We start from the raw sequence: 22,810 nt of genomic DNA on the forward strand, positions 1-22,810 counted from the left end.
GCGGGGGCGTGACGGCGGGGATCCTGCCGCCGGGGAAAATCCTGACACGGGATCTTGTCGCGGGGTTCGTGATGCGGGGGGGCCGTGCCGGGGGGCCGGAAGGGGGCGGCCGGGCCGGCCCGCCGGACGGCCCGCACCGCCGATGCCGGGATGCGGGCCGGATCGGCGGGAACAGCCGATGAGCCGGCGCTTTGGCCGCTCGGCCGGCCGTCTGGAATCGCGGCCGGACCTCTGGCGGGCGCGTTCGACGCCCGCTGCCGGTCCTAGGCCCGCGAGGTGAAGGAAGGGTGAAGAACGCCCCGCCACGAAGGCCGGCCTCCGGGGCGGCGGGCGGCATCCGGCGGGCAGAACCCCGGAAGGTCCGCGAGCCGGCCCCGGCCCGGTCCCGGTCGGGCCCCCGGAGCGCCCCGGTCGGACGGCCCGCCGGCAGCCTGATCTCAGGTGCCCCTCGGCCCCCTGTCAGGCCTCGTCCAGCAGGGCCTGCAGGTCGAGCGGGGCGTTGACCATCCGCAACGCGCCCGCGGCATCGCGGGGCCACTCGGCCTCGGGTCGGTCGCGGTAGAGCTCTACCCCGTTGCCGTCGGGATCGCGCAGGTAGATCGCCTCGCTCACCCCGTGATCGGCGGCCCCGTCCAGCGGGATCCCCGCCTCCACGACGCTTCGCAGCACCCCGCCCAGCGCCTTGCGGTCCGGGTAGAGGAAGGCCGAGTGGTAGAGGCCGGGATGCCCCGCCGGCGCCGGACCGGCGCCGAGGCTCTCCCAGGTGTTGAGGCCGATATGGTGGTGGTAGCCGCCGGCCGAGAGAAACGCGGCCTGCGCGCCGTAGCGCTGCGTCAGCGCGAAGCCGAGCACGCCCGAATAGAAGTCGATCGCGCGCTCGAGGTCCGAGACCCTCAGATGGACATGGCCGACCCTCGTATCGGCCGGGGCGGTATAGGGCATGGGACGGCTCCTCTCGATGCGTCATCGCAGATACGGGCGGGACGCCCCCGCGTCATCCGCCGCGGGCGCACCGATCCCCTGCGCCGCCGCAGCCCTCAGCCGATCGTCACCCGCCCCTTCAGCCGCGCCCCGCGCTCGGCCGACATCGTCTCGGCGCTGACATCGGCCTCGACCTCGGCCTGGGAATAGAGGTTCAGCGTCCGGGTCTGCAGACCGCCCTTGAGGATGCCGCGCACCTCGGCGCTGTCGACGGTCACGCGGCCCTCGACCCGGCCCCCGACGAGCACGTCGATCCCGCCCGCCCGGATGTCGCCGATCACCGTGCCGCGCACGTCGATCGTGCCCTGGCCGGTCACGTCGCCCTCGATCGTGAGTTCCTCGCTGATCGTGGTCTTGCTCATCGCGCCTCTCCCTCGCGCTCCTTCGTCGGGCGGGACGATGGCACGGGCCGCGCCGCAATGCGAGCGCCCCGCGGGGTCAGGGGCGGCCGGCGTGACGGGAAAGCGCCGGTCGGACCGGGGCGAGGGGGCGAGGGCGGCCCGGCCGGGATCGGGGCGGGGTGGGGCGCACCCGCCCGGCGGAGGGGATTGCCCGGCGGACCCCATGTATCGGGAAGAGTGGGGCCCGCCCGGAATTCCCGCCGGTGGGCCGTGCGAAGGGGCGGGGGAAAGGCGAGGCGGAGGGAGGTGGTGGGCGGGGGGGGGGGCAACCCACCCTGCGGGGGGTCTCGGCCGGGGCGGATGAGGGTGGGTGCAGCCCACCCCGCACGGGCATGTCCGGCGGCCCCTCGTCGGAGGGTGCGTCGCATCCACCCGGACCCGACACGGGCGGGCCCGGCTGCCCCTCGCCGTCGGGCGGGACGCCACCACCCGGCCCCCGCACGGGCCTGTCCGGCCGGCCCCCCGGCGGCGCGCCCGGACTCCTCGGCGGGCCGACCCGGCCCGGCATCGCCGGCGCTTCCCGCGCCGCCCCGATGGCGCTATGAGGCGCGGCACCCGGACAGGACCCCCCCGCCCCATGAAACCGATCCGCCTCGTCACCGGCTTCCTTACCGTGGGAGTCTGGACATTGATGTCCCGCGTGCTCGGCTTCGCGCGCGACATCCTGATGGCGGCGATCCTCGGGACGGGGCCGGTGGCCGAAGCCTTCCTGATCGCCTTCTCCCTGCCGAACATGTTCCGGCGCTTCTTCGCCGAGGGCGCGTTCAACATGGCCTTCGTGCCGATGTTCGCCAAGAAGCTGGAAAGCGGCGAGCAGCCCGAGCGCTTCGCGCAGGAGGCCTTCGTCGCGATGGCGGCGCTGCTGACGCTCTTCACCGTGATCGGGATCGTCGCGATGCCGGGGCTCGTCTGGCTGATGGCGAGCGGCTTCGCGGGGGACGAGCGCTTCGGCCTCGCCGTGGAATACGGGCGCATCGCCTTTCCCTACATCCTCTTCATCTCGCTCGCGGCGCTGCTCTCGGGCGTGCTCAACGCGACGGGGCGCTTCGCCGCCGCCGCCGCCGCGCCGGTCCTGCTGAACGTCGTCTTCATCGTGGCGCTGCTGGGCGGGCGGCTGCTCGGCGTGCCGGTCGAGAACGCGTTCGGCCTCGGCCTCGACAAGCTGCTGCGGCTGCAGACCGGATCGACGCTCGCCGCCTCGGTCCCGATCGCGGGGCTCGTGCAGTTGCTGCTTGTCTGGTGGGCCGCGCGCCGCGCCGGCTTCGCGATGGCCTGGCGCCGGCCGCGCCTGACCCCGGACCTGCGGCGGCTGACCGTGATCGCCGTGCCCGCCCTGCTGGCGGGAGGGGTGGTGCAGATCAACCTCCTCGTCGGGCGGCAGGTCGCCAGCCATTTCGACGGCGCGGTCGCCTGGCTCAGCTATGCCGACCGGCTCTACCAGCTGCCGCTGGGGGTGATCGGCATCGCGGTCGGGATCGTCCTGCTGCCCGACCTGTCGCGCCGCCTCGGCGCGGGGGACGAGGCGGGGGGGCAGGGCGCCTTCTCCCGCGCCGCGGAATTCTCGCTCGCCATGACCCTGCCGGCGACGGTGGCGCTGCTGGTGATCCCGATGCCGCTGGTCAGCGTCCTGTTCCAGCGCGGCGCCTTCGGGCCGGACGACGCGGCGGCCACCGCGCTGGCGGTGATGATCTACGGCCTCGGCCTGCCGGCCTTCGTGCTGCAGAAATGCTACCAGCCGCTCTTCTACGCCCGCGAGGACACGCGCAGCCCGTTCCGCTACGCGGTCTGGGCGATGGTGGTGAACGCGGCCGTGGCGATCGGCCTGTCGCCCGTCATCGGCTTCGCCGCCGCGGCGCTGGCCACGACCCTGGCCGGCTGGGCGATGGTCGGCCTGCTCTGGGCCGGGGCGCGCCGGATGGGCCCGGCGGCGCGGCTCGACGCGCGGTTCCGGTCGCGGATCTGGCGCATCGCGCTGGCCAGCGCGGGAATGGGCGTGATCCTGTGGCTGCTGCAGGTCGTGCTGATCACCTGGCTCGGCTCGCCTGTCTCGCGGTACCCGGCGCTCGCCCTGCTCGTCGGGGGGGGGATCGTCTGCTACTTCGCCCTCGCCCACCTCTTCGGCGGGATGCGGATCACCGACCTGCGGCGCGCCGTCCGCCGCTAGGTCCGGCGCCGCATCCGGTCGAGGAAGGCGGTCCAGCCCCCGGGGGCCAGCAGGATCGAGGCGGCGAACCCGGCGGCAAAGCCCGCCACGTCCGCGACCCAGGTCGGGTTCGACCCGAAGAGCAGCGTGAAGACCAGCTGCAGCCCCATCAGCACCCCGATCAGGCGGAAGGCCATCAGCCGGTTGCCGCCATCCGCGCCGAGCCGCGTCCAGAGCAGGTAGGTGAACGCCCCGATCAGCCCGTAGGTCGCGGGATAGAGGCCGATCAGCGCGATCGGCCCGTCGAAGACCGCGCCGAAGGCGAGCGCGCCCGCCACGGTCGTGAGCATCAGCAGGATCAGCGTCGCGCCCCAGTGGAAGACCTCGCCCACGAACTTGCCGAGGGCGAGCAGCAGCGCGATCCCGAACAGCGCCTGGGTGAAGGAGCCGTGGATCGGCGCGTAGGTGACGAGGCGCTGCCACATCGACAGGCTGGTATCGCCCAGGAGGATCTGGTCGAAGACCAGCGGCGAGAAGCCGTAATCCCGCGCCGCCGCCAGCCGCCACCCGACCGCGCCCGGCCCCCCGACGAGGCCGGAGGCGCCGAGCGAGAAGGCCGCCTCGATCAGCGCGGCCAGCGCCGCGACGGCGAGGATGACGGGCGGCACCGCGTTGAACGGGCTCTCGAAGGCCGGGCCGTCCCTGTCGTCCTCGTTCCGGGGATCGTGCATGTCGGGGCCCTCGCGCCGGGGGCGCCCCAAGTTGACGCCCATCGGGGGCATGGGTAAGCGAGGCGTTGTCCGGGCGCCAGAGCCGCGCCCGCGCTGCCCGGAGGCCCGCCATGACCGATTTCACCCCGCGCATCTTCTCGGGCATCAAGCCGTCGGGGGGGCTGCAGCTCGGCAATTACCTGGGGGCGATCAAGCGCTTCGTGCAGATGCAGGACACCGACTTCGAGACGATCTACTGCGTCGTCGACCTGCATGCGATCACCGTCTGGCAGGACCCGGCCGAGCTGCCGGGCATGACGCGCGAGGTGGCGGCCGGCTACCTCGCCGCAGGGATCGACCCCGAGCGGTCGATCCTGTTCAACCAGGCGGCGGTGCACGAACATGCCGAGCTCGCCTGGCTCTTCAACTGCGTCGCCCGGGTCGGCTGGATGAACCGGATGACCCAGTTCAAGGAGAAGGCGGGCAAGAACGCCGAGAAGCAGTCGCTCGGCCTCTACGCCTACCCGGCGCTGATGGCCGCCGACATCTTGCTCTACCACGCGACCCACGTCCCCGTGGGCGAGGACCAGAAGCAGCATGTCGAGCTGACGCGCGACATCGCGGCGAAGTTCAACCACGATTACAAGGTGGACTTCTTCCCCGAGACGCAGCCCGTGATCGAGGGGCCGGCGATGCGGGTAATGAACCTGCGCGACGGAACCAAGAAGATGTCCAAGTCAGGCGAATCCGACATGGAGCGGATCAACATGCTCGACGACGCCGACACGATCGCGAAGAAGTTCCGCAAGGCGCGCACCGATGCCGAGCCCCTGCCCGAGACGGCGGAGGGGCTGGAGGGCCGGCCCGAGGCGCGCAACCTCGTCGACATCTACGCGGCCCTGTCCGACATGACCCCCGAGGCGGTGATCGCCGAGCATGCGGGTGCCGGCTGGGGCGCGTTCAAGCCCGCCCTCGCCGATCTCGCGGTGGAGAAGCTGGCCCCGATCTCGGGCGAGATGCGCCGCCTGCTGGACGACCCGGCCGAGATCGACCGCACCCTCGCACGGGGGGCGGAGCGGGCGCGCGCCATCGCCGCCCCGATCCTGAAGCGTACGACCGAGATCATGGGCCTGATCGGCCGCTGATCCCGCAGGGCGGGAGAGGGCGCGGCCATCGCCGCCGCCCCGCAGCCCCGGGGCCGGACGGGACCAACCTTTCCTCGAAGCCCGGCCTCTTCCGCCTTTTCCCCCGCGGCTTCGGCCCGGGGGGCGGGGCACGGCGGGAAGAACGGTCCGCGCCATCGCCCCCCACATCGCCGCCGCCCCGGACCCCCGGGGCCGGACGCGACATGAACCTCCCCCCGAAGCCCAGCCCCCTTCGCCTTGTCCCCGGAGGCCCCGGGGCGCGCCGGCCCCCTTGCCGGCACCCCGCCCCTCGTGCCACCTGCCGCCCGGGAAGACCGGGGGAGAGAGGCGATGCGTGTCGGACTGGCGGTCCTGGTGGTGGCCTATGCCCTGTCGCAGTTCTACCGCGCCTTCCTCGCCGTCCTGGCCCCGACCCTGATCGCCGAGATCGGCGCGACGCCCGAGGGGCTGGCCACGGCCTCCGGCCTCTGGTTCCTCGTTTTCGCCCTGATGCAGATCCCCGTCGGATGGGCGCTGGACCGGCTCGGGCCGCGACGGACGGCGGCCTGGCTGCTGGCGCTGGGCGGGGGCGGGGGCGCGGCGGTCTTCGCGCTGGCGCAGGGGCCGGGGGCCGTGACCTGGGGGATGGTGCTGCTCGGCATCGGCTGCTCGCCGGTGCTCATGGCGTCGTACTACATCTTCGCGCGGATCTACCCGCCCCGGGTCTTCGCCACGCTGGCGGGGGCGGTGATCGGGCTGGGCTCGCTCGGCAACGTCGCCGCCGCCGCGCCGATGGCCTGGGCGGCCACGGCCTTCGGCTGGCGCGAGACGCTCGTGGCGCTCGCCGTGCTGTCGCTCGCCGTGGCGGCGCTGATCGCCCTGACCGTCCGCGACCCCGAGCGGGCCGCGGGCGGAACGGCGGGCGGCCTTTCCGACCTGCTGCGGATTCCCGCGCTCTGGCCCGTCCTCGCGCTGGCGGCGGTGAACTACGCGCCGGCGGCCAGCCTGCGCGGCCTCTGGGCCGGGCCCTATGCGGGGCAGGTCTTCGGCGCCGATGCCGGGACCATCGGGACCGTCACGCTGGCGATGGGCCTCGCCATGATCGCGGGCAATTTCGCCTACGGCCCGCTCGACCGGCTGCTCGGCACCCGCAAATGGGTGATCTTCGGCGGCAACGCGATCTGCGCGGGTGCCTGCCTCGCGCTCGCCCTCGCGCCGGCCTCGGGGCTGTGGGCCGCGACAGCGCTCCTGATGGTCGTCGGCGCCGCGGGCGCGTCCTACCCGGCCATCGTCGCCCATGCCCGCGCCTTCGCCCCCGCGCACCTGGCGGGGCGGGGGGTGACGCTGGCCAATCTGTTCTCGATCGGCGGGGTGGGGATCATGCAGCTCGCCACCGGCCCTGTCTTCGAGGGCGGGGCAGGACAGGGGGCGGACCCGGTGGAGGGCTTCCGCCGGCTCTTCGTCTTCTACGCGGCCCTTCTGGCGGTCGGTCTCGTCGCGTACCTCTTCTCCCGCGACCGGTTGGACTGAGGACGCCGGGCCCCCTGGGGCGATCCCCGCCGGGCGGGGCCCCTCGCGACCGGCCCTCTCCCCGACAGCCCCTTTCGCGGGGGAAGCGCCCGCGATATAGCGCCCCGTCCCCCCGGGGGACGTCTTGTCGGAGAAGGGGCCAGTCGAATGGGCTACAGGGTCGTCGTCGTCGGCGCCACGGGCAACGTGGGCCGGGAAATGCTCAACATCCTCGCCGAGCGGGAATTCCCCGTGGACGAGATCGCGGCGCTCGCCTCGCGCCGGAGCCAGGGCACCGAGGTCAGCTTCGGGGACCAGACGCTGAAGACCAAGGACCTGGCGCAGTTCGACTTCGCCGGCTGGGACATCGCCCTCTTCGCGGTCGGATCCGAGGCGACGAAGGAACATGCCCCCCGCGCCGCGAAGGCCGGCTGCGTGGTGATCGACAATTCCAGCCTCTACCGCTACGACCCGGACGTTCCGCTCGTCGTGCCGGAGGTGAATGCCGACGCCGTGATGGGCTACACGAAGAAGAACATCATCGCGAACCCCAACTGCTCCACCGCGCAGATGGTCGTGGCGCTCAAGCCGCTGCACGACCGCGCCCGGATCAAGCGGGTCGTCGTCGCGACCTACCAGTCCGTCTCGGGCGCCGGGAAGGAGGGGATGGACGAGCTCTGGGACCAGACGAAGTCCATCTACAACCCGGTCACCGACGTCCCCGCCGCCAAGTTCACCAAGCAGATCGCCTTCAACGTGATACCGCATATCGACGTCTTCATGGAGGACGGCTCCACCAAGGAAGAGTGGAAGATGGTGGCCGAGACGAAGAAGATCATCGACAAGTCGATCAAGGTCCACGCGACCTGCGTGCGCGTCCCGGTCTTCGTTGGCCATTCCGAGGCGGTGAACGTCGAGTTCGAGGATTTCCTCGACGAGGAGGAGGCGCGCGAGATCCTGCGCGAGGCGCCGGGGATCATGGTCGTCGACAAGCGCGAGGACGGCGGCTACGTCACGCCCGTCGAATGCGTCGGCGACTTCGCGACCTTCGTCAGCCGCATCCGCCAGGATCCCACGATCGACAACGGCCTGTCCTTCTGGTGCGTGTCCGACAACCTGCGCAAGGGCGCGGCCCTAAACGCGGTGCAGATCGCCGAGGTGCTGGGCCAGCGCGCGCTGAAGAAGGGCTGAGGCCCGCCGCAGGGGGGCGGCGCCGCAGGGCGGCCCGCCCCGGGGCCGGCCGCCTCCACCTGACCTAAACGGCAGGTTCCGCGATTCGCCCCGCGAGCTTATGAATGACGATAGTGCGATTCGGTCCACGGGCAGCGGGTCGGGGATCGCACCGGCAGGATCGGCCGACACCTTCAATGGTGGCGATCATGGGGCACAGGCCCCGCTTCATGTCAAAAACGTGGTGTGTGCCACGCCCCTAGATCGGCCGATTGGCAGGGTTTGGGCGCCCGAACGGCTTTTCCGAGAATATTTTTCGGTAAGTTTTCGTTCAGGATCAATGGCTTGACGTGTTTCTGGCTTTTCTTGGGCTGCGAACGGCCCGAGTCTCGCCGCAAATGCCCCCCTTAATCATCCCTACCAACTCCGCTGCCCGCTGGTTGGCCCACGATGACCAACAGGACCGAATCCAGATGTCTCGCATGATCGCCCAATCCCGTTTCGCCCCCGCCCTCCTGCGGGAACGGACCTCGCATCTCGGGGCTGCCGCCTCGGCCGTGACCGACCGTCGGCACGTGACCCGGACCCAGGTGTCCCGCACGTTCCGCAGCGAGACCGGCTTCGGCCGTCCCGCCGGCCTCTGATCCCGATCCGATCTTCCGACAGGAGACCCGCCATGACCCTCGCCGAAAAAGCCCGCCTCAACCGCCAGGCCGCCGTGACCGGCGTGCGCGCCCGCACCAGCAACATCTTCGCCGCCGAGTTCGGCCGCGCCCCGCGCCGCTGATCCGCGCCGGACAGGGAGAGACGCCATGACCCTCGCCGAGAAAGCCCGCCGCAACCGCCAGGTCGCCGTGACCGGCGTGCGCGCCCGCACAAGCAACATCTTTTCCACCGAGTTCGGTCGCGCCCCGCGCCGCTGACGCCCCGCCCGTTCGTTTTCGAGTCCCCCCGCGTAGATAAGGACGCCCCCCATGACCCTCGCCGAAAAAGCCCGCCGCAACCGCACCATCGCCCTCGGCAACCGCCGCGACGTGCAGGAGCGGCCCGCCTCCGCCGACTGAGGTCGTCTCGGAGGTCGCGTCCGGGGGCCGCGTCCGGCCGCAAGCCAGCGCGGCGCCGCCCCGGCCCGGTGGCGGTCCGGCCGCCCAGGCGGCGGCCACGTGCCGGCGTCCGGCAGACGCTCGAAAAGGTCACCCCCCGGGGGGGTCCGAGACCGGGACCGGCCCTCATCCCGCCGGTTCCGTATCGCCGCCTCCCGGGCTTCGGTCCCCCGGGGGGCGGCATTTCGTTCGCCACTATCGCGGGTCCGGGCCCTGCCGCCCCGGGGGGCGGTTCAGACCGGAAGGAACTCCCGGTCGGCCGGGTCCCAGACCTCGAGCGCGCCGGTCGAGATGTCGTTCCAGGCGCCGTGCAGGGTGAGGGATCCGTTCTCGACCGCCGAGGCGACGAAGGGGAAGGTCATCAGGTTGTCGATCGACGCCAGGATGGCCCGCTTCTCCAGCGCGCGCAGGCGGGTCGGGTCGTCGCCCTCGGGCAGGCCGCCATGCTGCGGGCGCAGGATGTCCATCCAGCGCCCGACGAAGCTCGACGTCTCTTCCAGTTCGGGGGCGCGGCCCTCGCACATCTCGTAGCAGCCCTGCACGCCGCCGCAGGACGAATGGCCGAGGACGATCAGATGCGCCACCTTCAGCGCCGTGACCGCGTATTCGACGGCCGCCGAGGTGCCGTGCTGCTTGCCGTCGGGCTCGTAGGGCGGGACGAGGTTGGCGATGTTGCGGTGGATGAAGAACTCCCCCTGGTCGGCGCCGAAGATCGAGGTGACGTGGACGCGGCTGTCGCAGCACGAGATGACCATCGCACGCGGACGCTGTCCCTCGTCGGCGAGGCGTTTGTACCAGCCCTTGTTCTCCTCGTAGCTGGTCGCCTTCCAGCCGTGATAGCGGCGGATGAGGTATTCGGGCAGCGGGCGCGCGTGGGACGTGTCGGTCATGGCGAGGCTCCTGTCGGGGCGGTCGTAGGCCTTTGTGATACGGCCCCGCGGCGCGATTGGCGAGGGGCCGCGCAGGGGACCCGCCAGGGGTAAGGATTTGGCAAGACGGTTGTGGTTGAACCGGCCCCGGGTAGGGGCGTCACACATGGAAGGAGCCGGGGAATGGCTTCGTCTCTGGACGTGCGCGCCGATCCGGCGCCGCCCCCCTGCGCCGTGGTCGATCTCGTCCACGCGGAGGTGATGCGTATCGAACCGGCCAGGCTGACGCGCCTGGCGGCCGAGCGGGGCACCCGCCCCGCGCGGGAGGAACTGCGCCGCCTTCGCACGGTCCTCGTCCGCTCGCGCCTGCGGATCTGGGCCGCGCTCGAGGCGGGGGAGGTGCGGGACGTCGCCCGTCAGGCGGTCGCGCTGTCGGACGTGGCCGCCGATCTGGGCCTGCCCTGCCTGCGGGAGGCGGCGCTGAACCTGGCCGATTGCGTGGGGGGGCGCGACCCGACCGCGATCGCCGCCACCTCTGCCCGGCTGTCGCGGCTCTGCCGCGCGGCGCTGGCGGGCCTGCCGCCGGGGCTGGGCCTGACCGGCCAGATCTGATCGCGCCCCCGCACCCGTACCGGCGCCGGGGGCGGGGCGCAGGACCCCGGCGGGCGGACCCGGGATGCGGACCGGCCGCGCGCCCTGGGGTCCCCTCCCCTGACTCTGCGGGGCCGTACCGAGCCTCCGCCCCCCGTATCGCGGGCCCCGGGCCAGACCCGTCGCGGCGGGTCGTGCCACCTGACCATTCGCGCCTGCCGGTTCCCGCCCCCCGGTCCTGCACGCCCCCCCGCCCCTGACCCCGCGGGAGGGGCCGTTCCCCCGTCCCGCCGGTTGCGGCTGCCCGCCGCGGCGCTACGGTGGCGCCGATCCCCGCCCGGCCCCTCGATCCCGCCGGGACAGAGCCCGAAGGACCCCCCATGCAACCCAGTTTCGCCGACCCGCAGGACCCGCGCATCCCCCTCTTCGCCGTCTCGCCCGAGGGGCTGTCCGCCCGGATCGCGGCCCTGCCCGAGATCGCCCGCACCTGGGTCGAGGCGCAGGGATTCGCCGCCGGCGCCGGCGAGTGCCTCGCCATTCCCGACGCGTCGGGCAAGGTCGCCATGGCGATGGTCGGCACCGGCCCCCGCGAGTCGCGGCGCCACCGCTTCGCCGTCGGCCGGGGGGCCAGCCGCCTGCCGGCCGGCACCTACGAGATCGCGGGCGGCACGCTCGACAAGGCCGACCTCGAGGAGGCCGCCCTCGGCTGGCTGCTCGAGAGCTACGTCTTCGACCGCTACGCATCGCGGCCCGCCCGCAAGGCCCGGCTGGTCGCGCCCGACGGCATCGATGCCGGGCGGATCGAGGCGATCGCCGCGGGCGAATGCCTGACCCGCGATCTCATCAATACGCCGGCCAACGACATGGGCCCGGCCGAGCTCGAGACGGCGGTCCGCGCCCTCGCCGCCGATCACGCGGCCAGGGTCGAGGTGACCCATGCCGACGCGCTGCTCGATGCGAACCTGCCGCTGATCCACACGGTCGGGCGGGCCGCGGATGCCGCGCGCGGGCCGCGCCTCATCGACCTGCGCTGGGGCGCCTGGGGGCCGAAGCTGACCCTGGTCGGCAAGGGGGTCTGCTTCGACACCGGGGGCCTCAACCTCAAGCCCGGGGCCTCGATGGCGCTGATGAAGAAGGACATGGGCGGCGCCGCCACCGTCCTCGGCCTCGCGCGGATGATCATGACGCTCGGGATTCCGCTACGGCTGCGCGTGCTGATCCCGGCGGTGGAGAATTCGGTCTCTGGCCCCGCCTTCCGGCCCGGCGACATCCTGCCCTCGCGCAAGGGGCTGAGCGTCGAGATCAACAACACCGATGCCGAGGGGCGGCTCGTCCTCGCCGACGCGCTGGCGCTCGGCGCGGAGGAGGAGCCGGATCTCATGGTCTCCATGGCCACCCTGACGGGCGCGGCCCGCGTCGCGGTCGGGCCGGACATCGCGCCCTTCTACGCGACCGAGGACCGGATCGCCGCCGCCATCGCCGCCGCGGGGGCCGAGGTCGCGGACCCGGTCTGGCGCATGCCCTACCACGAGCCCTACGAGTCGCTGATCGAGCCCGGCATCGCCGATCTCGACAATGCGCCCGGCGGCGGCATGGCCGGGTCGATCACCGCCGCCCTGTTCCTGCGCCGCTTCGCCGGGGCGGGGGCCTATGCCCATTTCGACATCTACGGCTGGAACCAGTCCGACCGCCCCGGCCGGCCGAAGGGCGGGGTCGGGATGGGGGCGCGCGCCCTTCTCGCCGCCCTGCCGAAGATGATCCGCACGTGACCGATCCGCGCCTGTTCCCCGGCACCGACCGGATCGTCTGGGAAGGGTGGGGCGGCGAGGCCCCCGGCCGCACCCGCATTCCCGGCCGGCGCATGGGCTGCACCCGCACCGTCGCCCCGCTCGCCGCCCGGCCGGGCGGTCCGCGCGAGCGCGAGCTGGTCCTGCACGAGGGCTTCGTCGTGCTGGAGGCGCGCGATGGCTGGTGCTTCGGCTTTGCCGAGCGCTGCGGCTATGTCGGCTGGATGCGCGCCGCCGACCTGCGGGAGGATCCGCTCCCTCCGACCCACGTCGTCGCGACGCGGCAGAGCTACGCCTTCGACGTGCCGGAGCTGAAGGCGGGGGCGGTGCCCGAGCCGGTCTCGTTCGGCACCCGCCTCGCCGTCGGGGCCCGGCACGAGGGCGGCCGCTGGGGCGAGGCCGCGCGCCTGCGGACCGAAGACGACGGCATCGACCCGCACCGGACCGTCTACCTGCCGGCCGCGCATCTGCGCCCGCTCGACGTCCGGCCGCAGGATCCCGTCGCGGTGGCCGAGCTGTTCCTCGGCACGCCCTATCTTTGGGGCGGCAATTCCGGCTTCGGCATCGATTGCTCGGGCCTCGTCCAGGGGGCGCTGCTGGCCTGCGGGATCGCCTGCCCCGGCGATGCCGACCTGCAGGAGGAGTCGGTGGGCGAGGTGCTGCCGGAGGGCGAGCCGCCCCGCCGCGGCGACCTGCTCTTCTGGAAGGGGCATGTCGCCCTGATGGCCGATGCCGAGACGATCCTGCACGCCAACGCGACCGACATGGCCGTCGCCTTCGAGGATCTGGACGCCGCCTGCGCCCGGATCGCGGCGGCGGGGGATGGGCCGGTCCGGACCCGGCGCCGGCTCGGATGAGCAACGGGGCCGGCCCTGCACCGGCGCACAGTCGATCCGCGCGGGCCGGCGATGACGAGCGGTCGGCCGGGCGCTAGGTCTGCCCCGCAAGACGTCCCAATCACAGGAGCGGTCCCCGAAATGACCAAGATCCTCGTCCTCTTCTACTCGACCTACGGCACCAACCACGCGATGGCGAAGGTCGCCGCCGAGGCCGCCGAATCCGCCGGCGCCGAGGTGCGGCTGCGCCGCATCGCCGAGACCGCCCCGCAGGAGGTGATCGACGGCCAGGACGCCTGGAAGGAAGAAGCCGCGCGCCAGGCCGACATCCCCGTCGTGACCCCCGACGACCTGAAATGGGCCGACGGCCAGTTCTGGTCCGTGCCGACCCGCTACGGCGGCATGGCGAGCCAGGCCCGCGCCTTCATCGACACGCTGGGCCCGCTCTGGCAGTCCGGCGGCCTCGTGAACAAGGCGGTCACCGGCATGACCTCGGCCATGAACGTGCATGGCGGTCAGGAAACGACCATGCTGAACCTCTACATCTCGGTCATGCACTGGGGCGCCGTGATCGTCGCGCCCGGCTATGCCGATCCGGTCAAGTTCGAGGATGGCGGCAACCCCTACGGCTATTCCCAGCAGCCGGGCGAGGTCAGCGAGACCGGCCGCAAGTCGATCTCCTACCAGGCGAAGCGTCTCGTGGAGATCGCCGGCAAGGTGAACGGCTGAGCCGCGACGCAGCGCACCCGAGCGACGAAAAGGGGCTGCCGCGGCAGCCCCTTCTTCGTGTTAGGCTCGGGTCATGGCGGAGAATTCGACGCGGCCGACCGGCGTTCCGGTCGAGGAGTACATCGCGGGGGTCGAGCCCGAGGGCCGGCGCGTCGATGCCATCCGGCTGGACGCGATCTTCCGGCAGGTGACCGGGTGGGCGCCGGCGATGTGGGGGCCGTCGATGATCGGCTACGGCGCCTACGATTACCGCTACGAGAGCGGTCGTTCGGGCACGTTCCTCGCCACCGGCTTCGCCCCGCGCCGGGCAAACATGGTCGTCTACATCCTGCCGGGCTACGCGGAGTTCGGCACGATCCTGTCCCGGGTCGGCCCGCACAGGACGGGGAAGTCCTGCCTCTATCTCGGGCGGCTCGATCGCGTGGACACGGACGTGCTGGCCGAGCTGATCGCGGCCGGGCTCGCCGATCTCGGCCGGCGCTGGCCCGTCCGGGCGGCGCCCTAGAGCTCCGTCACCACGCATTCCGGCAGGAGGCGGTCGAAATCCTCCTTCGCGCAGAGCTGCGTGCCCGGGCTCATCACCGCCGCGCTCGCCGCGCAGGCGCCGTAGCTCATCGCCTCGTCCAGGGACTTGCCCTGCGCCAGCGCCATGGTGAAGGCCCCCATGTAGCTGTCGCCCGCCCCGACCTTGCTCACCACGTCGACCTTGGCCGCCGCGACATGGATGAGCCGCCCCTCGACCGCGAGCACGGATCCGTCCGCGTCGCGGGCCACGATGACCACCTCGGCCGCGCCGCGCCCGACGAGGGTATGGGCGAAGAGCGCGCTGTCCTTGCGGCTGGCGAGCGGGCGGCGCGCCAGCTCCTCGGCCTCGTGCCCGTCCATCCGCAGCACGAAGGGGGGCTTCTCCTGTCCCGCGGCGAGATGGGCGAGGGTGGGGCCGGACGTGTCGAGCACGATCTTCACGTCGGTATCGGCGAAATCCTGGCAGATCCTGGCGTAGAGGTCCGGCGCCGCGCCGGAGGGGCCGGACCCGGACAGGACGAGGAAGCCGCCATCCGTCGGAGCCGCCTCGCGGATGGCGCGGCGGACATTGTCGATGTCGCCGCGGGACCAGTCGGGCCCGGGCAGCATGAAGCGGAACTGGTCGTGCGAGGACAGGTCCGTCACGGCGAGCGATTGCCGCGTCTCGCCCGGGGCGTCGTGGACGACGGGGGTCAGCCCGAAATCGTGCAGCAGCTTCAGCAGCGCCTGGCCGGTATCGCCGCCGATCGAGACGAAGGCCCGGCTCTCGCCGCCGAGCAGCCGGATCGCGCGGCTGACATTCAGCCCGCCGCCGCCGGGATCCATCTCGGGCGGGCCGCAGCGCAGCTTCACGTTGGCCTGCATGTGGGCGACCGAGGTCGCGAGGTCGAGCGCGGGGTTCAGGGTCACCGTGAGGATGTCGCGCATGGGGCGGGCCTTTGCCGTCAGGACGTCGGGGGGAGACTTACCGCTGGGGGCCCGTGGCGCAAGGGGCGGAAGGGGCGACCGGCCGGGACGGGCGATCCGGCGGAGCGGGCTGGCGCCCGCATTTCCCTTGTCGGAGCGTGCGGCGCGGCGAGCCCCTTGTCCCGGCGCGGCGCCCGTGGCGGCCGGGGACGGTATTTGCGACCCTGCGAAGGGGAGGGCGGGGCGCCTAGAAGTTGAAGCTGACGCCCACGTTGAGGGCGTTCGTGACGATGTCGGTCTCGAGCGTGCCGCCGCTGTCGAGATCGGCCTCGTTCATCGAATAGGTGCCCTTGTACTCGCCGAAGACGCTCCAGTCCTCGGAGATGGGCACCTCGACCCCGGCGATCAGGGCCGCGGCGGGCCCGGTCACCTGGTAGCCGAACGTGTCGCTCGCCCCTTCGCGCAGCTCGACATGCGGAACGGCGACGCCGACGCCGCCGCCGACATAGGGCGTCACCCGGCCGAACGCCTCGGGCCAGCGGTAATAGGCGTTGACCGTGACGATGTTCAGCCCGTCGGAGAATTCCAGATGGTCGTAGCCGGTCTCGGACAGGGTCTCGTCGTCGGCATAGACCTTGGTGTGGTTCATATCGAGGCCGAAGCCCAGATTCGGCGACCGCCACCAGGTCGCGCGCACGCCATAATAGGGCGGGGTGTCGAGCGAGCGCCCCTCCCACCCGGCGGTGAAGTCGGCATCGGGCAGGACGGAATCGCCCCTGACCGTCACGCCCGAATGGGGCGAGGATTGCAGCCCGCCGTAGAAGGACAGCTGCACCTCCGCGGCGGCGGCGACGGGCAGCAGCCCGAAGGCGGCGACGATGGCGGCAAGGCGGATCACGGGGGGGCTCGATCGCTCGGGTCTGTCGTTGACCAGTATATGCCCTGCGCGCGTCGAGACAAGGTGAAGGGGCGGCGGCCCGGTGCGCTTTTTCCCCGCCCGGCCGGGCGGGGAGGGAGGGCCGGGGCGGGGCGAGCGGTGCCGCGGCGGGGGCGCGCCGCGCGGGCCGGGATTATGACGAATGGTCGCGGCCCCGGGGGGCTTTGACCGCTGGACGCACCCGCCCCGCGGCGCTAAACGGGGGCCGACCGCCCGGGGACCGTCGTCCGCGGGCAAGGGGACATGGCCGCGAGGGCCGCCTCCGGGGGAGCCGGCAGGCCCGCGCCAGAAGGAGAGGCGTTTCATGGCACACGCAGACGAGCACGAGCCCGGGACCGGCACCCGCCGCGATTTCATCTACTACGCGACCGCCGGCGCGGGCGCGGTGATCGCCGGCGCCGCGATCTGGCCGCTGGTCAACCAGATGAACCCCTCGGCCGACGTGCAGGCCCTCTCCTCGATCCGGGTCGACCTGTCCGGTGTCGCCGAGGGCACGCAGCTCACCGTCCTGTTCCAAGGCAAGCCCGTCTTCATCCGCAACCGCACCGCGGGCGAGATCGAGGCCGCGAACGGCGTCGACGTCGCCTCCCTTCCCGATCCGCTGTCGCAGAACGAGAACATCGACGTCTCGGCCCCGGCCACCGATGCCAACCGCGCGCTGCCCCCCTTCGGCGCCGAGGGCGACGTGGACAGCCCCTGGCTGGTGATGTGGGGCGTCTGCACGCATCTGGGCTGCGTGCCGCTGGGCGAGCAGGGCGATTTCGGCGGCTGGTTCTGCCCCTGCCACGGCTCGCATTACGACACGGCCGGACGCATCCGGCGCGGGCCCGCGCCGCTGAACCTGCCCATCCCCCTCGTCGAGTTCGTCGACGAGACCACGATCCAGCTCGGCTGAGGAGGCGCACATGTCCGGCATTCCGCACGATCACTACGAGCCGAGGACCAGCGGCGAGAAGTGGCTGAACCGCCGCCTCCCCGTGGTGGGGCTGCTCTACGACACGCTGATGATCCCCACGCCCAAGAACCTGAACTGGATGTGGATCTGGGGCATCGTCCTCGTCTTCGCCCTGGTGCTGCAGATCGCGACCGGCATCGTGCTGGTCATGCACTACACGCCGCATGTCGACATGGCCTTCGCCAGCGTCGAGCACATCATGCGCAACGTGAACGGCGGCTTCATGCTGCGCTACCTGCATGCCAACGGCGCGTCGCTGTTCTTCTTCGCCGTCTACCTGCACATCTTCCGCGGCCTCTACTACGGCTCGTACAAGGCCCCGCGCGAGGTGACCTGGATCATCGGCATGCTGATCTACCTGCTGATGATGGCGACCGGCTTCATGGGCTACGTGCTGCCCTGGGGGCAGATGTCGTTCCACGGCACCGCGGTGATCACCGGCCTCTTCGGCGCGATCCCCTTCGTCGGCGACAGCATCCAGACCTGGCTGCTGGGCGCGGGCGCGGTCGGCCAGCCGGCGCTGAACCGGTTCTTCTCGCTGCACTACCTGCTGCCCTTCGTGATCACCGGCCTCGTCGTCGTGCACGTCTGGGCCTTCCACTCCACGGGCAACAACAACCCGACCGGCGTCGAGGTGCGCCGCACGTCCAAGGCCGAGGCCGAGAAGGACACGCTGCCCTTCTGGCCCTACTTCGTCATCAAGGACCTGTTCGCGCTGGCCGTGATCCTGATCGTCTTCTTCGGGATCGTCGCCTACATGCCGAACTTCCTCGGCCACCCCGACAACTACGTCGAGGCGAACCCGCTCGCGACGCCGTCGCACATCGTGCCGGAATGGTACTTCCTGCCCTTCTACGCGATCCTGCGGGCCTTCACCGCCGACGTCTGGGTCGTGATGTTCGCGAACTGGGTGACCTTCGGCATCGTCGACGCCAAGTTCTTCGGCGTGCTGGCGATGTTCGGGGCCATCGCGGTGATGGCGCTGGCGCCCTGGCTCGACACGTCGAGCGTGCGTTCGGGCCGCTACCGGCCGATGTTCAAGTGGTGGTTCGCGCTGCTGGTCGTCGACTTCGTCGTCCTGATGTGGGTCGGCGCGATGCCGGCCGAGGGGATCTACCCCTACATCGCCCTGATCGGCGCGACCTACTGGTTCGCCTATTTCCTCGTGATCCTGCCGCTGCTCGGCGTGTTCGAGAGGCCGCTGACCCCGCCCTCGACCATCGAGGAGGATTTCGCGGCCCATTACAGCGCGCATACGGGCGGGACCAAGACCGTCGTGAACCCGGCGGAATGAGAAGAGAGCGAAGGACCGAAACGATGCTGAAGAAACTCGCTCTCTCCGCCCTTCTCGGGCTGTCGGCCCTCGGGACCGGAACGGCGGCGCTCGCCGCCGGAGAGGCCCATGTCGAGGATTTCGACTTCCCCTTCGAGGGGCCGTTCGGATCCTACGATCCGCTGCAGCTGCAGCGCGGGCTGAAGATCTACACCGAGGTGTGCGCCGCCTGCCACGGGCTGCAGTACCTGTCCTACCGCAACCTCAGCGAGGAGGGCGGCCCGATGCTGCCCGAGGACCAGATGCGGGCCTATGCCGCGCAGTACGAGGTCTTCGACGAGACGCTGGCCGACGGGCAGGGCGATTACCGGCCCGCGACGCCCGCGGACCGGTTCGGCCGCTCGGCCGTGGCGAACGCGCCGGATCTGAGCCTGATGGCGAAGGCGCGGGCCGGCTTCCACGGGCCCTACGGGCTGGGCATCAACCAGATCCTCTACGGGATGGGCGGGCCGGAATACATCGCCTCGCTGATGGTCGGCTACGAGGAAGCGCCGGAATGCGCGATCGGCAACGAGCCGGCCGGCTTCTACTACAACACCGCCTTCGCGAACGGGTCGGTGCCGGACAGCTGCCGGGACGAGCACGGGCACGTGACGATCGAGGGGTCGTGGATCGCCATGCCCCCGCCGCTGCTGGGCGAGGACGTGGTCTTCGACGACGGGCACGAGAACGACCTGCACCACGAGGCCGCGGACGTGGCCGCCTTCCTGATGTGGACGGCCGAGCCGCATCTCAATGCCCGCAAGGCGGCCGGCATGCAGGGGATGATCTTCCTCGTGATCCTCGCCGCGCTGCTCTACCTCACGAACAAGCGCCTCTGGGCGCCGCACAAGACCAGGGTCGAGCGGGATCACTGATCCCTCGGGCCGCCCGGCATCGCCGGGGGACATCGCGAGGGCCCGTCCCCGAAGGGGGCGGGCCCTTTTCCGTTCGGGGGAACGGGCAGGGGCCCCGTCAGCCGGCCCGCCTGTCGCGGGCGCCGCTCGGCCCGGCGCCGGGCGACAGGGGCCATTCGGTGTGGTCCGCCTCGGTGAAGATCCAGACCATGCGGTCCAGAAACCAGAGCTTGCCCAGCATGGCCACGGACAGGCCCGTGAGCGTCAGGACCGGGTCGAGGAGGAGGATCCCCGCCAGCAGCAGGGCGGTGCCCGCAAGGACCACGATCGTCAGGACACGCAGGACGGGCGCGTGATGCGCCGGGATCGGGTCGTCGCGGCGCGACAGCCAGATCCGCTCGCCGAGGACCCCCTTCGACATCCAGGCGTCGATGCCGGCGGGGGCCGGGAACAGGCGCGGGTTCAGCCAGGCCCAGGCCAGCACCGCCCCCGCCGGGATCGACGCCCCCCATCCCAGCCAGAGGCGGCTCCACCCGGCAAGCGCGAGCAGGGGGAGGATCGACAGCCGCGACCAGCCGCTCCATGGATTGGCATGCCGGGCCCATGTCGCGTCGGACATGGTCATCACCCGCGCGCCGAAGTCGAAGAGTCCCAGGACCGATCCTCCCTCGTCTTCGCCGGGGACCGGTCCCCGGCTTCTGCCAGGCCTAGCGGCGGCGGATCCGGGCGTCCCGCCAGAGGCCGAGGATCGTGGCCAGCACCGCGAACCCGGCCCCGGCCCAGATCGCCGGGCCCCAATTGGTCGATTCGCCCGCATCCGGCCCGAAGAAATGCGCGAAGACCATGCCGAAGAATCCGGCGGCGAAGCCGATCGCGGCATAGCGGAGGGGACGATAGACCAGGTGCATGAGCGTAGAGAGCGCCCGGCCGCGCGGCGCGTCAAGCGCCTCGTGCGGTGCCGCGCACCCGGTCCTTCAGGCGCCCCGGGCCGCCCCGCCCGACGGCGGCAGCGTGCCCCGGTTGTAGGGCCGCCAGTCGGCGATGTCGGGATAGTAGCGCGCGCGCCAGTCGCGGACGCGCGTATTCATCACTCGCCGCCAGAGCGGCGGGACCAGCGCCGCCAGCGTCATCACCGGGTAGCCGTAGGGCAGCTGCGGCGCCTCCTCGTCGGCGTAGGTCTGGAGCAGGGGGAAGCGGCGGTCGGGCTTGTAATGGTGGTCGGAATGGCGCTGCAGGTTGATCAGCAGCCAGTTCGACGCCTTGTGGTCGGCGTTCCAGCTGTGCCGGGGCAGGACATGCTCGTATCGCCCGCCGCCGAGATGGCGCCGCGTCAGCCCGTAATGCTCGACGTAGTTCACCAGCTCCAGCTGGAACACCGCCCAGAAGGCCTGCGTCAGGAACAGGAACAGCCCCCAGGGCCCGCCGAGGACCAGCGCGAGCAGGACGAACCCGCCCTGCAGCGCCCAGTAGCGCCAGAACGGGTTGCTGCGATGCCACCAGGGGCGGGACCGGCGCGCCTGCATCGCCGCCTCGGCGCGGAAGGCCGAGACCGGGCTCTGCCGCAGGACCCGCAGGAAGAACCGGTAGAATCCCTCGCCGTAACGGGCCGTCACCGGGTCGCGTGGCGTGCCGACATGGCGGTGATGGACCAGCAGGTGCTCGGACCGGAAATGGGAATAGAGCACCATGGCCAGCAGGATGTCGGCTAGCCACCGCTCCCACCGCGGTTTCTGGTGCATGAGCTCGTGGCTGTAGTTGATGCCGATCGTCCCCGACAGGATTCCCAGCGCGGCGAAGAGCGCCCATTGCCCCACCGGATCGAGATGGTCCGACCGGGTGACCCAGGCGAGGATCCCGAACAGGGTCACGACCTGCGCCGGCAGCCACAGATAGGTGACGAGCCGGTACCAGCGCAGCTCGGCCTCCGCCGTCCCGGGGTCGGCATTGCGCTCTTCGGCGCCGAGCAGCGCGTCGAGCAGGATGAAGAGCCACCAGGTCGCGATCGGCAGTAGCGCGATCGTCCAGCCCCCCCGCCCGGCGACGAACCAGGCCAGCGGGATCAGCCCCAGCGACAGCCAGAAGGGCAGCGCCGCGCGCAGGCGCGCGCGGCCGGCGAAGGGGGTCGGGGCCTGGGCGGTCATGGGGGCAGGATACGCCGTCCCCGCGGGACGTGGCAATCGGGGCGACCCGTCCCGGATCCGCGCCTGTGGCGGGCCGGTCGCCGGAGTATTTGAGGCAAGATAAGGGGGGGCGGGGTCACCCGGCCGGGCGGCCCCCCAGCGCGGGCAGCGCGCGGGCATGGGCCTTGCGCATGAGGGTGGGGAGCGCGGCGGGATCGAAGGCCGCCGCCGCGACGAATTCGCCCCGCGCCGGAGCGCATCCCTCTGGCAGGTCCGCCGCGCGGATGTCGAGGACCAGATGGAAATGGGTGAAGGTATGGCGCACCTCGCCCGCCGCGTGCCACGCGGCCGGGGCGGGGGGCGCGCCGTCCGAGGACTCGCCGCCCGGCGATGCGCCGCCCGGGGGGGCTTCGGTCCAGTCGGTGCCGGGCCAGCCGAGCGTGCCGCCGAGCAGGCCCGTCTCCGGGCGCCGCTCCAGCAGCCAGGCGCCGTCGGCCCGGCGTCCGATCCAGGCGATGCCGTGCCGGAGGGGCTTGGCCTTCCTCGGCGCCTTGCGCGGCAGCTCGGCCTGCGTGCCGGCCGCCCGCGCGGCGCAGGCTCCGCGCCAGGGGCAGATCCCGCAGGCAGGATTGCGGGGCGTGCAGATCGTCGCGCCGAGATCCATCACCGCCTGCGCGTGATCGCCCGGCCGGCGGGCCGGGGTCAGCTCGGCCGCGCGGGCATTCAGCTCGGCCTTCGCCGCCGGCAGCGGCGTGCGGATGTCGTGCAGGCGCGCCATCACCCGCTCGACATTGCCGTCGACCACCGTCTCGGCCCGGTCGAAGGCGATCGCGGCGATCGCGGCGGCGGTATAGGGCCCGATGCCCGGCAGGGCGATCAGCCCCGCGCGCGTGTCGGGAAAGGCGCCGCCCGACGCCGTCACGGCGCGGGCGCATCTCAGCAGGTTGCGGGCGCGGGCGTAGTAGCCGAGGCCCGCCCATTCGGCCATCACCTCGCCGTCCTCGGCCGCGGCGAGGTCGGCGATCGTGGGCCAGCGCGCGGTGAAGCGGTGGAAGTAGTCCTTCACCGCCGCGACGGTGGTCTGCTGCAGCATCACCTCGGACAGCCAGATCCGGTAGGGGTCGGGCCGCGCCCCGGACCCGGGGGGCACGCGCCAGGGCAGGGCGCGGGCATGTCGGTCGTACCAGGCGAGAAGCTCCGCCTGCAGCGCCGCCACCTCGCGCGCGTCCCTCCCCATCTTTCCGT

The 22,810-nt window shown here is 72.1% G+C and carries 23 protein-coding genes; 13 read left to right on the forward strand and 10 right to left on the reverse strand.

Translation table 11 applies throughout. The features are described from left to right. Positions 1-459: 459 nt before the first annotated feature. Both BUE30_RS08445 and BUE30_RS17765 read right to left on the reverse strand, forming a co-directional pair. The gene (locus BUE30_RS08445) at positions 460-942 is read right to left on the reverse strand and encodes a VOC family protein (RefSeq protein WP_073328485.1); all 483 of its coding nucleotides are present in this window, start codon (positions 940-942) and stop codon (positions 460-462) included. A gap of 95 nt (positions 943-1,037) precedes the next feature. Further along, entirely contained in the window at positions 1,038-1,343 is a 306-nt protein-coding gene (locus BUE30_RS17765) for a bactofilin family protein (RefSeq protein WP_073328489.1), read from the reverse strand. Between the two features lie 616 nt (positions 1,344-1,959). Between BUE30_RS17765 and murJ the strand changes: the two genes are divergently transcribed. Further along, complete coding sequence (murJ, locus tag BUE30_RS08455; RefSeq protein WP_073328493.1) at positions 1,960-3,546, forward strand: murein biosynthesis integral membrane protein MurJ; 1,587 nt, start codon at positions 1,960-1,962, stop codon at positions 3,544-3,546. On the opposite strand, the gene BUE30_RS08460 is transcribed toward murJ, so the two are convergent. Continuing rightward, positions 3,543-4,256, reverse strand: a complete 714-nt coding sequence (locus tag BUE30_RS08460; protein ID WP_073330186.1) for a rhomboid family intramembrane serine protease — start codon at positions 4,254-4,256, stop codon at positions 3,543-3,545. The two genes, murJ and BUE30_RS08460, sit on opposite strands and share 4 nt — an antisense overlap. A gap of 110 nt (positions 4,257-4,366) precedes the next feature. On the opposite strand from BUE30_RS08460, the gene trpS reads away from it, so the two are divergent. From trpS to BUE30_RS17770, 4 genes are all read left to right on the forward strand, one after another. Then, complete coding sequence (trpS, locus tag BUE30_RS08465; protein ID WP_073328496.1) at positions 4,367-5,380, forward strand: tryptophan--tRNA ligase; 1,014 nt, start codon at positions 4,367-4,369, stop codon at positions 5,378-5,380. Positions 5,381-5,710: 330 nt separating this feature from the next. Beyond that, positions 5,711-6,889, forward strand: a complete 1,179-nt coding sequence (locus BUE30_RS08470) for an MFS transporter (protein ID WP_073328501.1) — start codon at positions 5,711-5,713, stop codon at positions 6,887-6,889. Between the two features lie 147 nt (positions 6,890-7,036). Further along, positions 7,037-8,059: an aspartate-semialdehyde dehydrogenase gene (locus BUE30_RS08475; protein WP_073328506.1), complete on the forward strand. Its 1,023-nt coding sequence runs from the start codon at positions 7,037-7,039 to the stop codon at positions 8,057-8,059. Positions 8,060-8,511: 452 nt separating this feature from the next. Then, positions 8,512-8,682, forward strand: a complete 171-nt coding sequence (locus BUE30_RS17770; RefSeq protein WP_170865627.1) for a hypothetical protein — start codon at positions 8,512-8,514, stop codon at positions 8,680-8,682. A 692-nt stretch (positions 8,683-9,374) separates the two neighbouring features. Here BUE30_RS17770 and BUE30_RS08480 read toward each other — a convergent pair. After that, positions 9,375-10,031 carry a carbonic anhydrase gene (locus BUE30_RS08480; RefSeq protein WP_073328510.1) on the reverse strand — a complete coding sequence of 219 codons (657 nt, stop codon included), beginning with the start codon at positions 10,029-10,031 and terminating at the stop codon, positions 9,375-9,377. A 162-nt stretch (positions 10,032-10,193) separates the two neighbouring features. Here BUE30_RS08480 and BUE30_RS08485 point away from each other — a divergent pair, with 162 nt between their 5' ends. The 5 genes from BUE30_RS08485 to BUE30_RS08505 all read left to right on the forward strand — a co-directional run bounded on the left by BUE30_RS08485 (position 10,194) and on the right by BUE30_RS08505 (position 14,458). Next, positions 10,194-10,622, forward strand: coding sequence for a hypothetical protein (locus BUE30_RS08485; RefSeq protein WP_073328515.1), 429 nt, complete (start codon positions 10,194-10,196; stop codon positions 10,620-10,622). 359 nt (positions 10,623-10,981) lie between these two features. After that, positions 10,982-12,370, forward strand: coding sequence for a leucyl aminopeptidase family protein (locus tag BUE30_RS08490; protein WP_073328519.1), 1,389 nt, complete (start codon positions 10,982-10,984; stop codon positions 12,368-12,370). Beyond that, the gene (locus BUE30_RS08495; RefSeq protein ID WP_244526313.1) at positions 12,367-13,245 is read left to right on the forward strand and encodes a C40 family peptidase; all 879 of its coding nucleotides are present in this window, start codon (positions 12,367-12,369) and stop codon (positions 13,243-13,245) included. Before BUE30_RS08490 ends, BUE30_RS08495 begins: the two co-directional genes overlap by 4 nt. A 120-nt stretch (positions 13,246-13,365) precedes the next feature. After that, positions 13,366-13,953, forward strand: a complete 588-nt coding sequence (gene wrbA / locus BUE30_RS08500; protein WP_073328523.1) for an NAD(P)H:quinone oxidoreductase — start codon at positions 13,366-13,368, stop codon at positions 13,951-13,953. A gap of 73 nt (positions 13,954-14,026) precedes the next feature. Beyond that, entirely contained in the window at positions 14,027-14,458 is a 432-nt protein-coding gene (locus tag BUE30_RS08505; RefSeq protein ID WP_073328528.1) for a DUF1801 domain-containing protein, read from the forward strand. On the opposite strand, the gene BUE30_RS08510 is transcribed toward BUE30_RS08505, so the two are convergent. Both BUE30_RS08510 and BUE30_RS08515 read right to left on the reverse strand, forming a co-directional pair. Continuing rightward, positions 14,455-15,405 (reverse strand): 1-phosphofructokinase family hexose kinase, encoded by a 951-nt coding sequence (locus BUE30_RS08510; protein WP_073328532.1) that lies wholly within the window; start codon positions 15,403-15,405, stop codon positions 14,455-14,457. The genes BUE30_RS08505 and BUE30_RS08510 overlap by 4 nt on opposite strands. A 226-nt stretch (positions 15,406-15,631) precedes the next feature. After that, positions 15,632-16,282, reverse strand: coding sequence for an outer membrane beta-barrel protein (locus BUE30_RS08515; RefSeq protein WP_073328536.1), 651 nt, complete (start codon positions 16,280-16,282; stop codon positions 15,632-15,634). Between the two features lie 343 nt (positions 16,283-16,625). Between BUE30_RS08515 and petA the strand changes: the two genes are divergently transcribed. From petA to BUE30_RS08530, 3 genes are read left to right on the forward strand one after another with little or no spacing between them, the layout of a single operon-like run. Then, positions 16,626-17,216, forward strand: coding sequence for a ubiquinol-cytochrome c reductase iron-sulfur subunit (gene petA, locus BUE30_RS08520; RefSeq protein ID WP_073328540.1), 591 nt, complete (start codon positions 16,626-16,628; stop codon positions 17,214-17,216). Between the two features lie 10 nt (positions 17,217-17,226). Further along, the gene (petB, locus tag BUE30_RS08525; protein WP_073328544.1) at positions 17,227-18,570 is read left to right on the forward strand and encodes a cytochrome b; all 1,344 of its coding nucleotides are present in this window, start codon (positions 17,227-17,229) and stop codon (positions 18,568-18,570) included. A 23-nt stretch (positions 18,571-18,593) separates the two neighbouring features. Continuing rightward, complete coding sequence (locus tag BUE30_RS08530) at positions 18,594-19,466, forward strand: cytochrome c1 (protein ID WP_073328548.1); 873 nt, start codon at positions 18,594-18,596, stop codon at positions 19,464-19,466. Positions 19,467-19,563: 97 nt separating this feature from the next. On the opposite strand, the gene BUE30_RS08535 is transcribed toward BUE30_RS08530, so the two are convergent. From BUE30_RS08535 to BUE30_RS08550, 4 genes are all read right to left on the reverse strand, one after another. Next, positions 19,564-20,064: a DUF6653 family protein gene (locus tag BUE30_RS08535; RefSeq protein WP_244526314.1), complete on the reverse strand. Its 501-nt coding sequence runs from the start codon at positions 20,062-20,064 to the stop codon at positions 19,564-19,566. Between the two features lie 88 nt (positions 20,065-20,152). After that, positions 20,153-20,353, reverse strand: a complete 201-nt coding sequence (locus BUE30_RS08540) for a hypothetical protein (RefSeq protein WP_073328553.1) — start codon at positions 20,351-20,353, stop codon at positions 20,153-20,155. Positions 20,354-20,419: 66 nt separating this feature from the next. Beyond that, on the reverse strand, positions 20,420-21,586 hold the full coding sequence (locus tag BUE30_RS08545; RefSeq protein ID WP_073328558.1) for an alkane 1-monooxygenase: 1,167 nt from the start codon (positions 21,584-21,586) through the stop codon (positions 20,420-20,422). A gap of 115 nt (positions 21,587-21,701) precedes the next feature. Next, a complete protein-coding gene (locus BUE30_RS08550; RefSeq protein WP_073328562.1) occupies positions 21,702-22,802 on the reverse strand; it encodes an A/G-specific adenine glycosylase in 1,101 nt (366 codons plus the stop codon). Positions 22,803-22,810: the final 8 nt, after the last annotated feature.

The organism is Wenxinia saemankumensis (assembly GCF_900141735.1).
In the GTDB taxonomy this organism is placed as follows: Bacteria; Pseudomonadota; Alphaproteobacteria; order Rhodobacterales; family Rhodobacteraceae; genus Wenxinia; species Wenxinia saemankumensis.

Bases quoted from the DNA above. Each gene is read 5' to 3' on its own strand.
- petA (WP_073328540.1), top strand. From the start codon at position 16,626: ATGGCACACGCAGACGAGCACGAGCCCGGGACCGGCACCCGCCGCGAT.
- BUE30_RS17765 (WP_073328489.1), bottom strand. From the start codon at position 1,343: ATGAGCAAGACCACGATCAGCGAGGAACTCACGATCGAGGGCGACGTG.
- BUE30_RS08445 (WP_073328485.1), bottom strand. From the start codon at position 942: ATGCCCTATACCGCCCCGGCCGATACGAGGGTCGGCCATGTCCATCTG.
- BUE30_RS08460 (WP_073330186.1), bottom strand. From the start codon at position 4,256: ATGCACGATCCCCGGAACGAGGACGACAGGGACGGCCCGGCCTTCGAG.
- BUE30_RS08505 (WP_073328528.1), top strand. From the start codon at position 14,027: ATGGCGGAGAATTCGACGCGGCCGACCGGCGTTCCGGTCGAGGAGTAC.
- BUE30_RS08545 (WP_073328558.1), bottom strand. From the start codon at position 21,586: ATGACCGCCCAGGCCCCGACCCCCTTCGCCGGCCGCGCGCGCCTGCGC.
- petB (WP_073328544.1), top strand. From the start codon at position 17,227: ATGTCCGGCATTCCGCACGATCACTACGAGCCGAGGACCAGCGGCGAG.
- BUE30_RS08475 (WP_073328506.1), top strand. From the start codon at position 7,037: ATGGGCTACAGGGTCGTCGTCGTCGGCGCCACGGGCAACGTGGGCCGG.
- murJ (WP_073328493.1), top strand. From the start codon at position 1,960: ATGAAACCGATCCGCCTCGTCACCGGCTTCCTTACCGTGGGAGTCTGG.
- BUE30_RS08470 (WP_073328501.1), top strand. From the start codon at position 5,711: ATGCGTGTCGGACTGGCGGTCCTGGTGGTGGCCTATGCCCTGTCGCAG.
- BUE30_RS08510 (WP_073328532.1), bottom strand. From the start codon at position 15,405: ATGCGCGACATCCTCACGGTGACCCTGAACCCCGCGCTCGACCTCGCG.
- BUE30_RS17770 (WP_170865627.1), top strand. From the start codon at position 8,512: ATGTCTCGCATGATCGCCCAATCCCGTTTCGCCCCCGCCCTCCTGCGG.
- BUE30_RS08535 (WP_244526314.1), bottom strand. From the start codon at position 20,064: ATGTCCGACGCGACATGGGCCCGGCATGCCAATCCATGGAGCGGCTGG.
- BUE30_RS08490 (WP_073328519.1), top strand. From the start codon at position 10,982: ATGCAACCCAGTTTCGCCGACCCGCAGGACCCGCGCATCCCCCTCTTC.
- wrbA (WP_073328523.1), top strand. From the start codon at position 13,366: ATGACCAAGATCCTCGTCCTCTTCTACTCGACCTACGGCACCAACCAC.
- BUE30_RS08485 (WP_073328515.1), top strand. From the start codon at position 10,194: ATGGCTTCGTCTCTGGACGTGCGCGCCGATCCGGCGCCGCCCCCCTGC.
- BUE30_RS08530 (WP_073328548.1), top strand. From the start codon at position 18,594: ATGCTGAAGAAACTCGCTCTCTCCGCCCTTCTCGGGCTGTCGGCCCTC.
- BUE30_RS08550 (WP_073328562.1), bottom strand. From the start codon at position 22,802: ATGGGGAGGGACGCGCGCGAGGTGGCGGCGCTGCAGGCGGAGCTTCTC.
- BUE30_RS08540 (WP_073328553.1), bottom strand. From the start codon at position 20,353: ATGCACCTGGTCTATCGTCCCCTCCGCTATGCCGCGATCGGCTTCGCC.
- BUE30_RS08480 (WP_073328510.1), bottom strand. From the start codon at position 10,031: ATGACCGACACGTCCCACGCGCGCCCGCTGCCCGAATACCTCATCCGC.
- trpS (WP_073328496.1), top strand. From the start codon at position 4,367: ATGACCGATTTCACCCCGCGCATCTTCTCGGGCATCAAGCCGTCGGGG.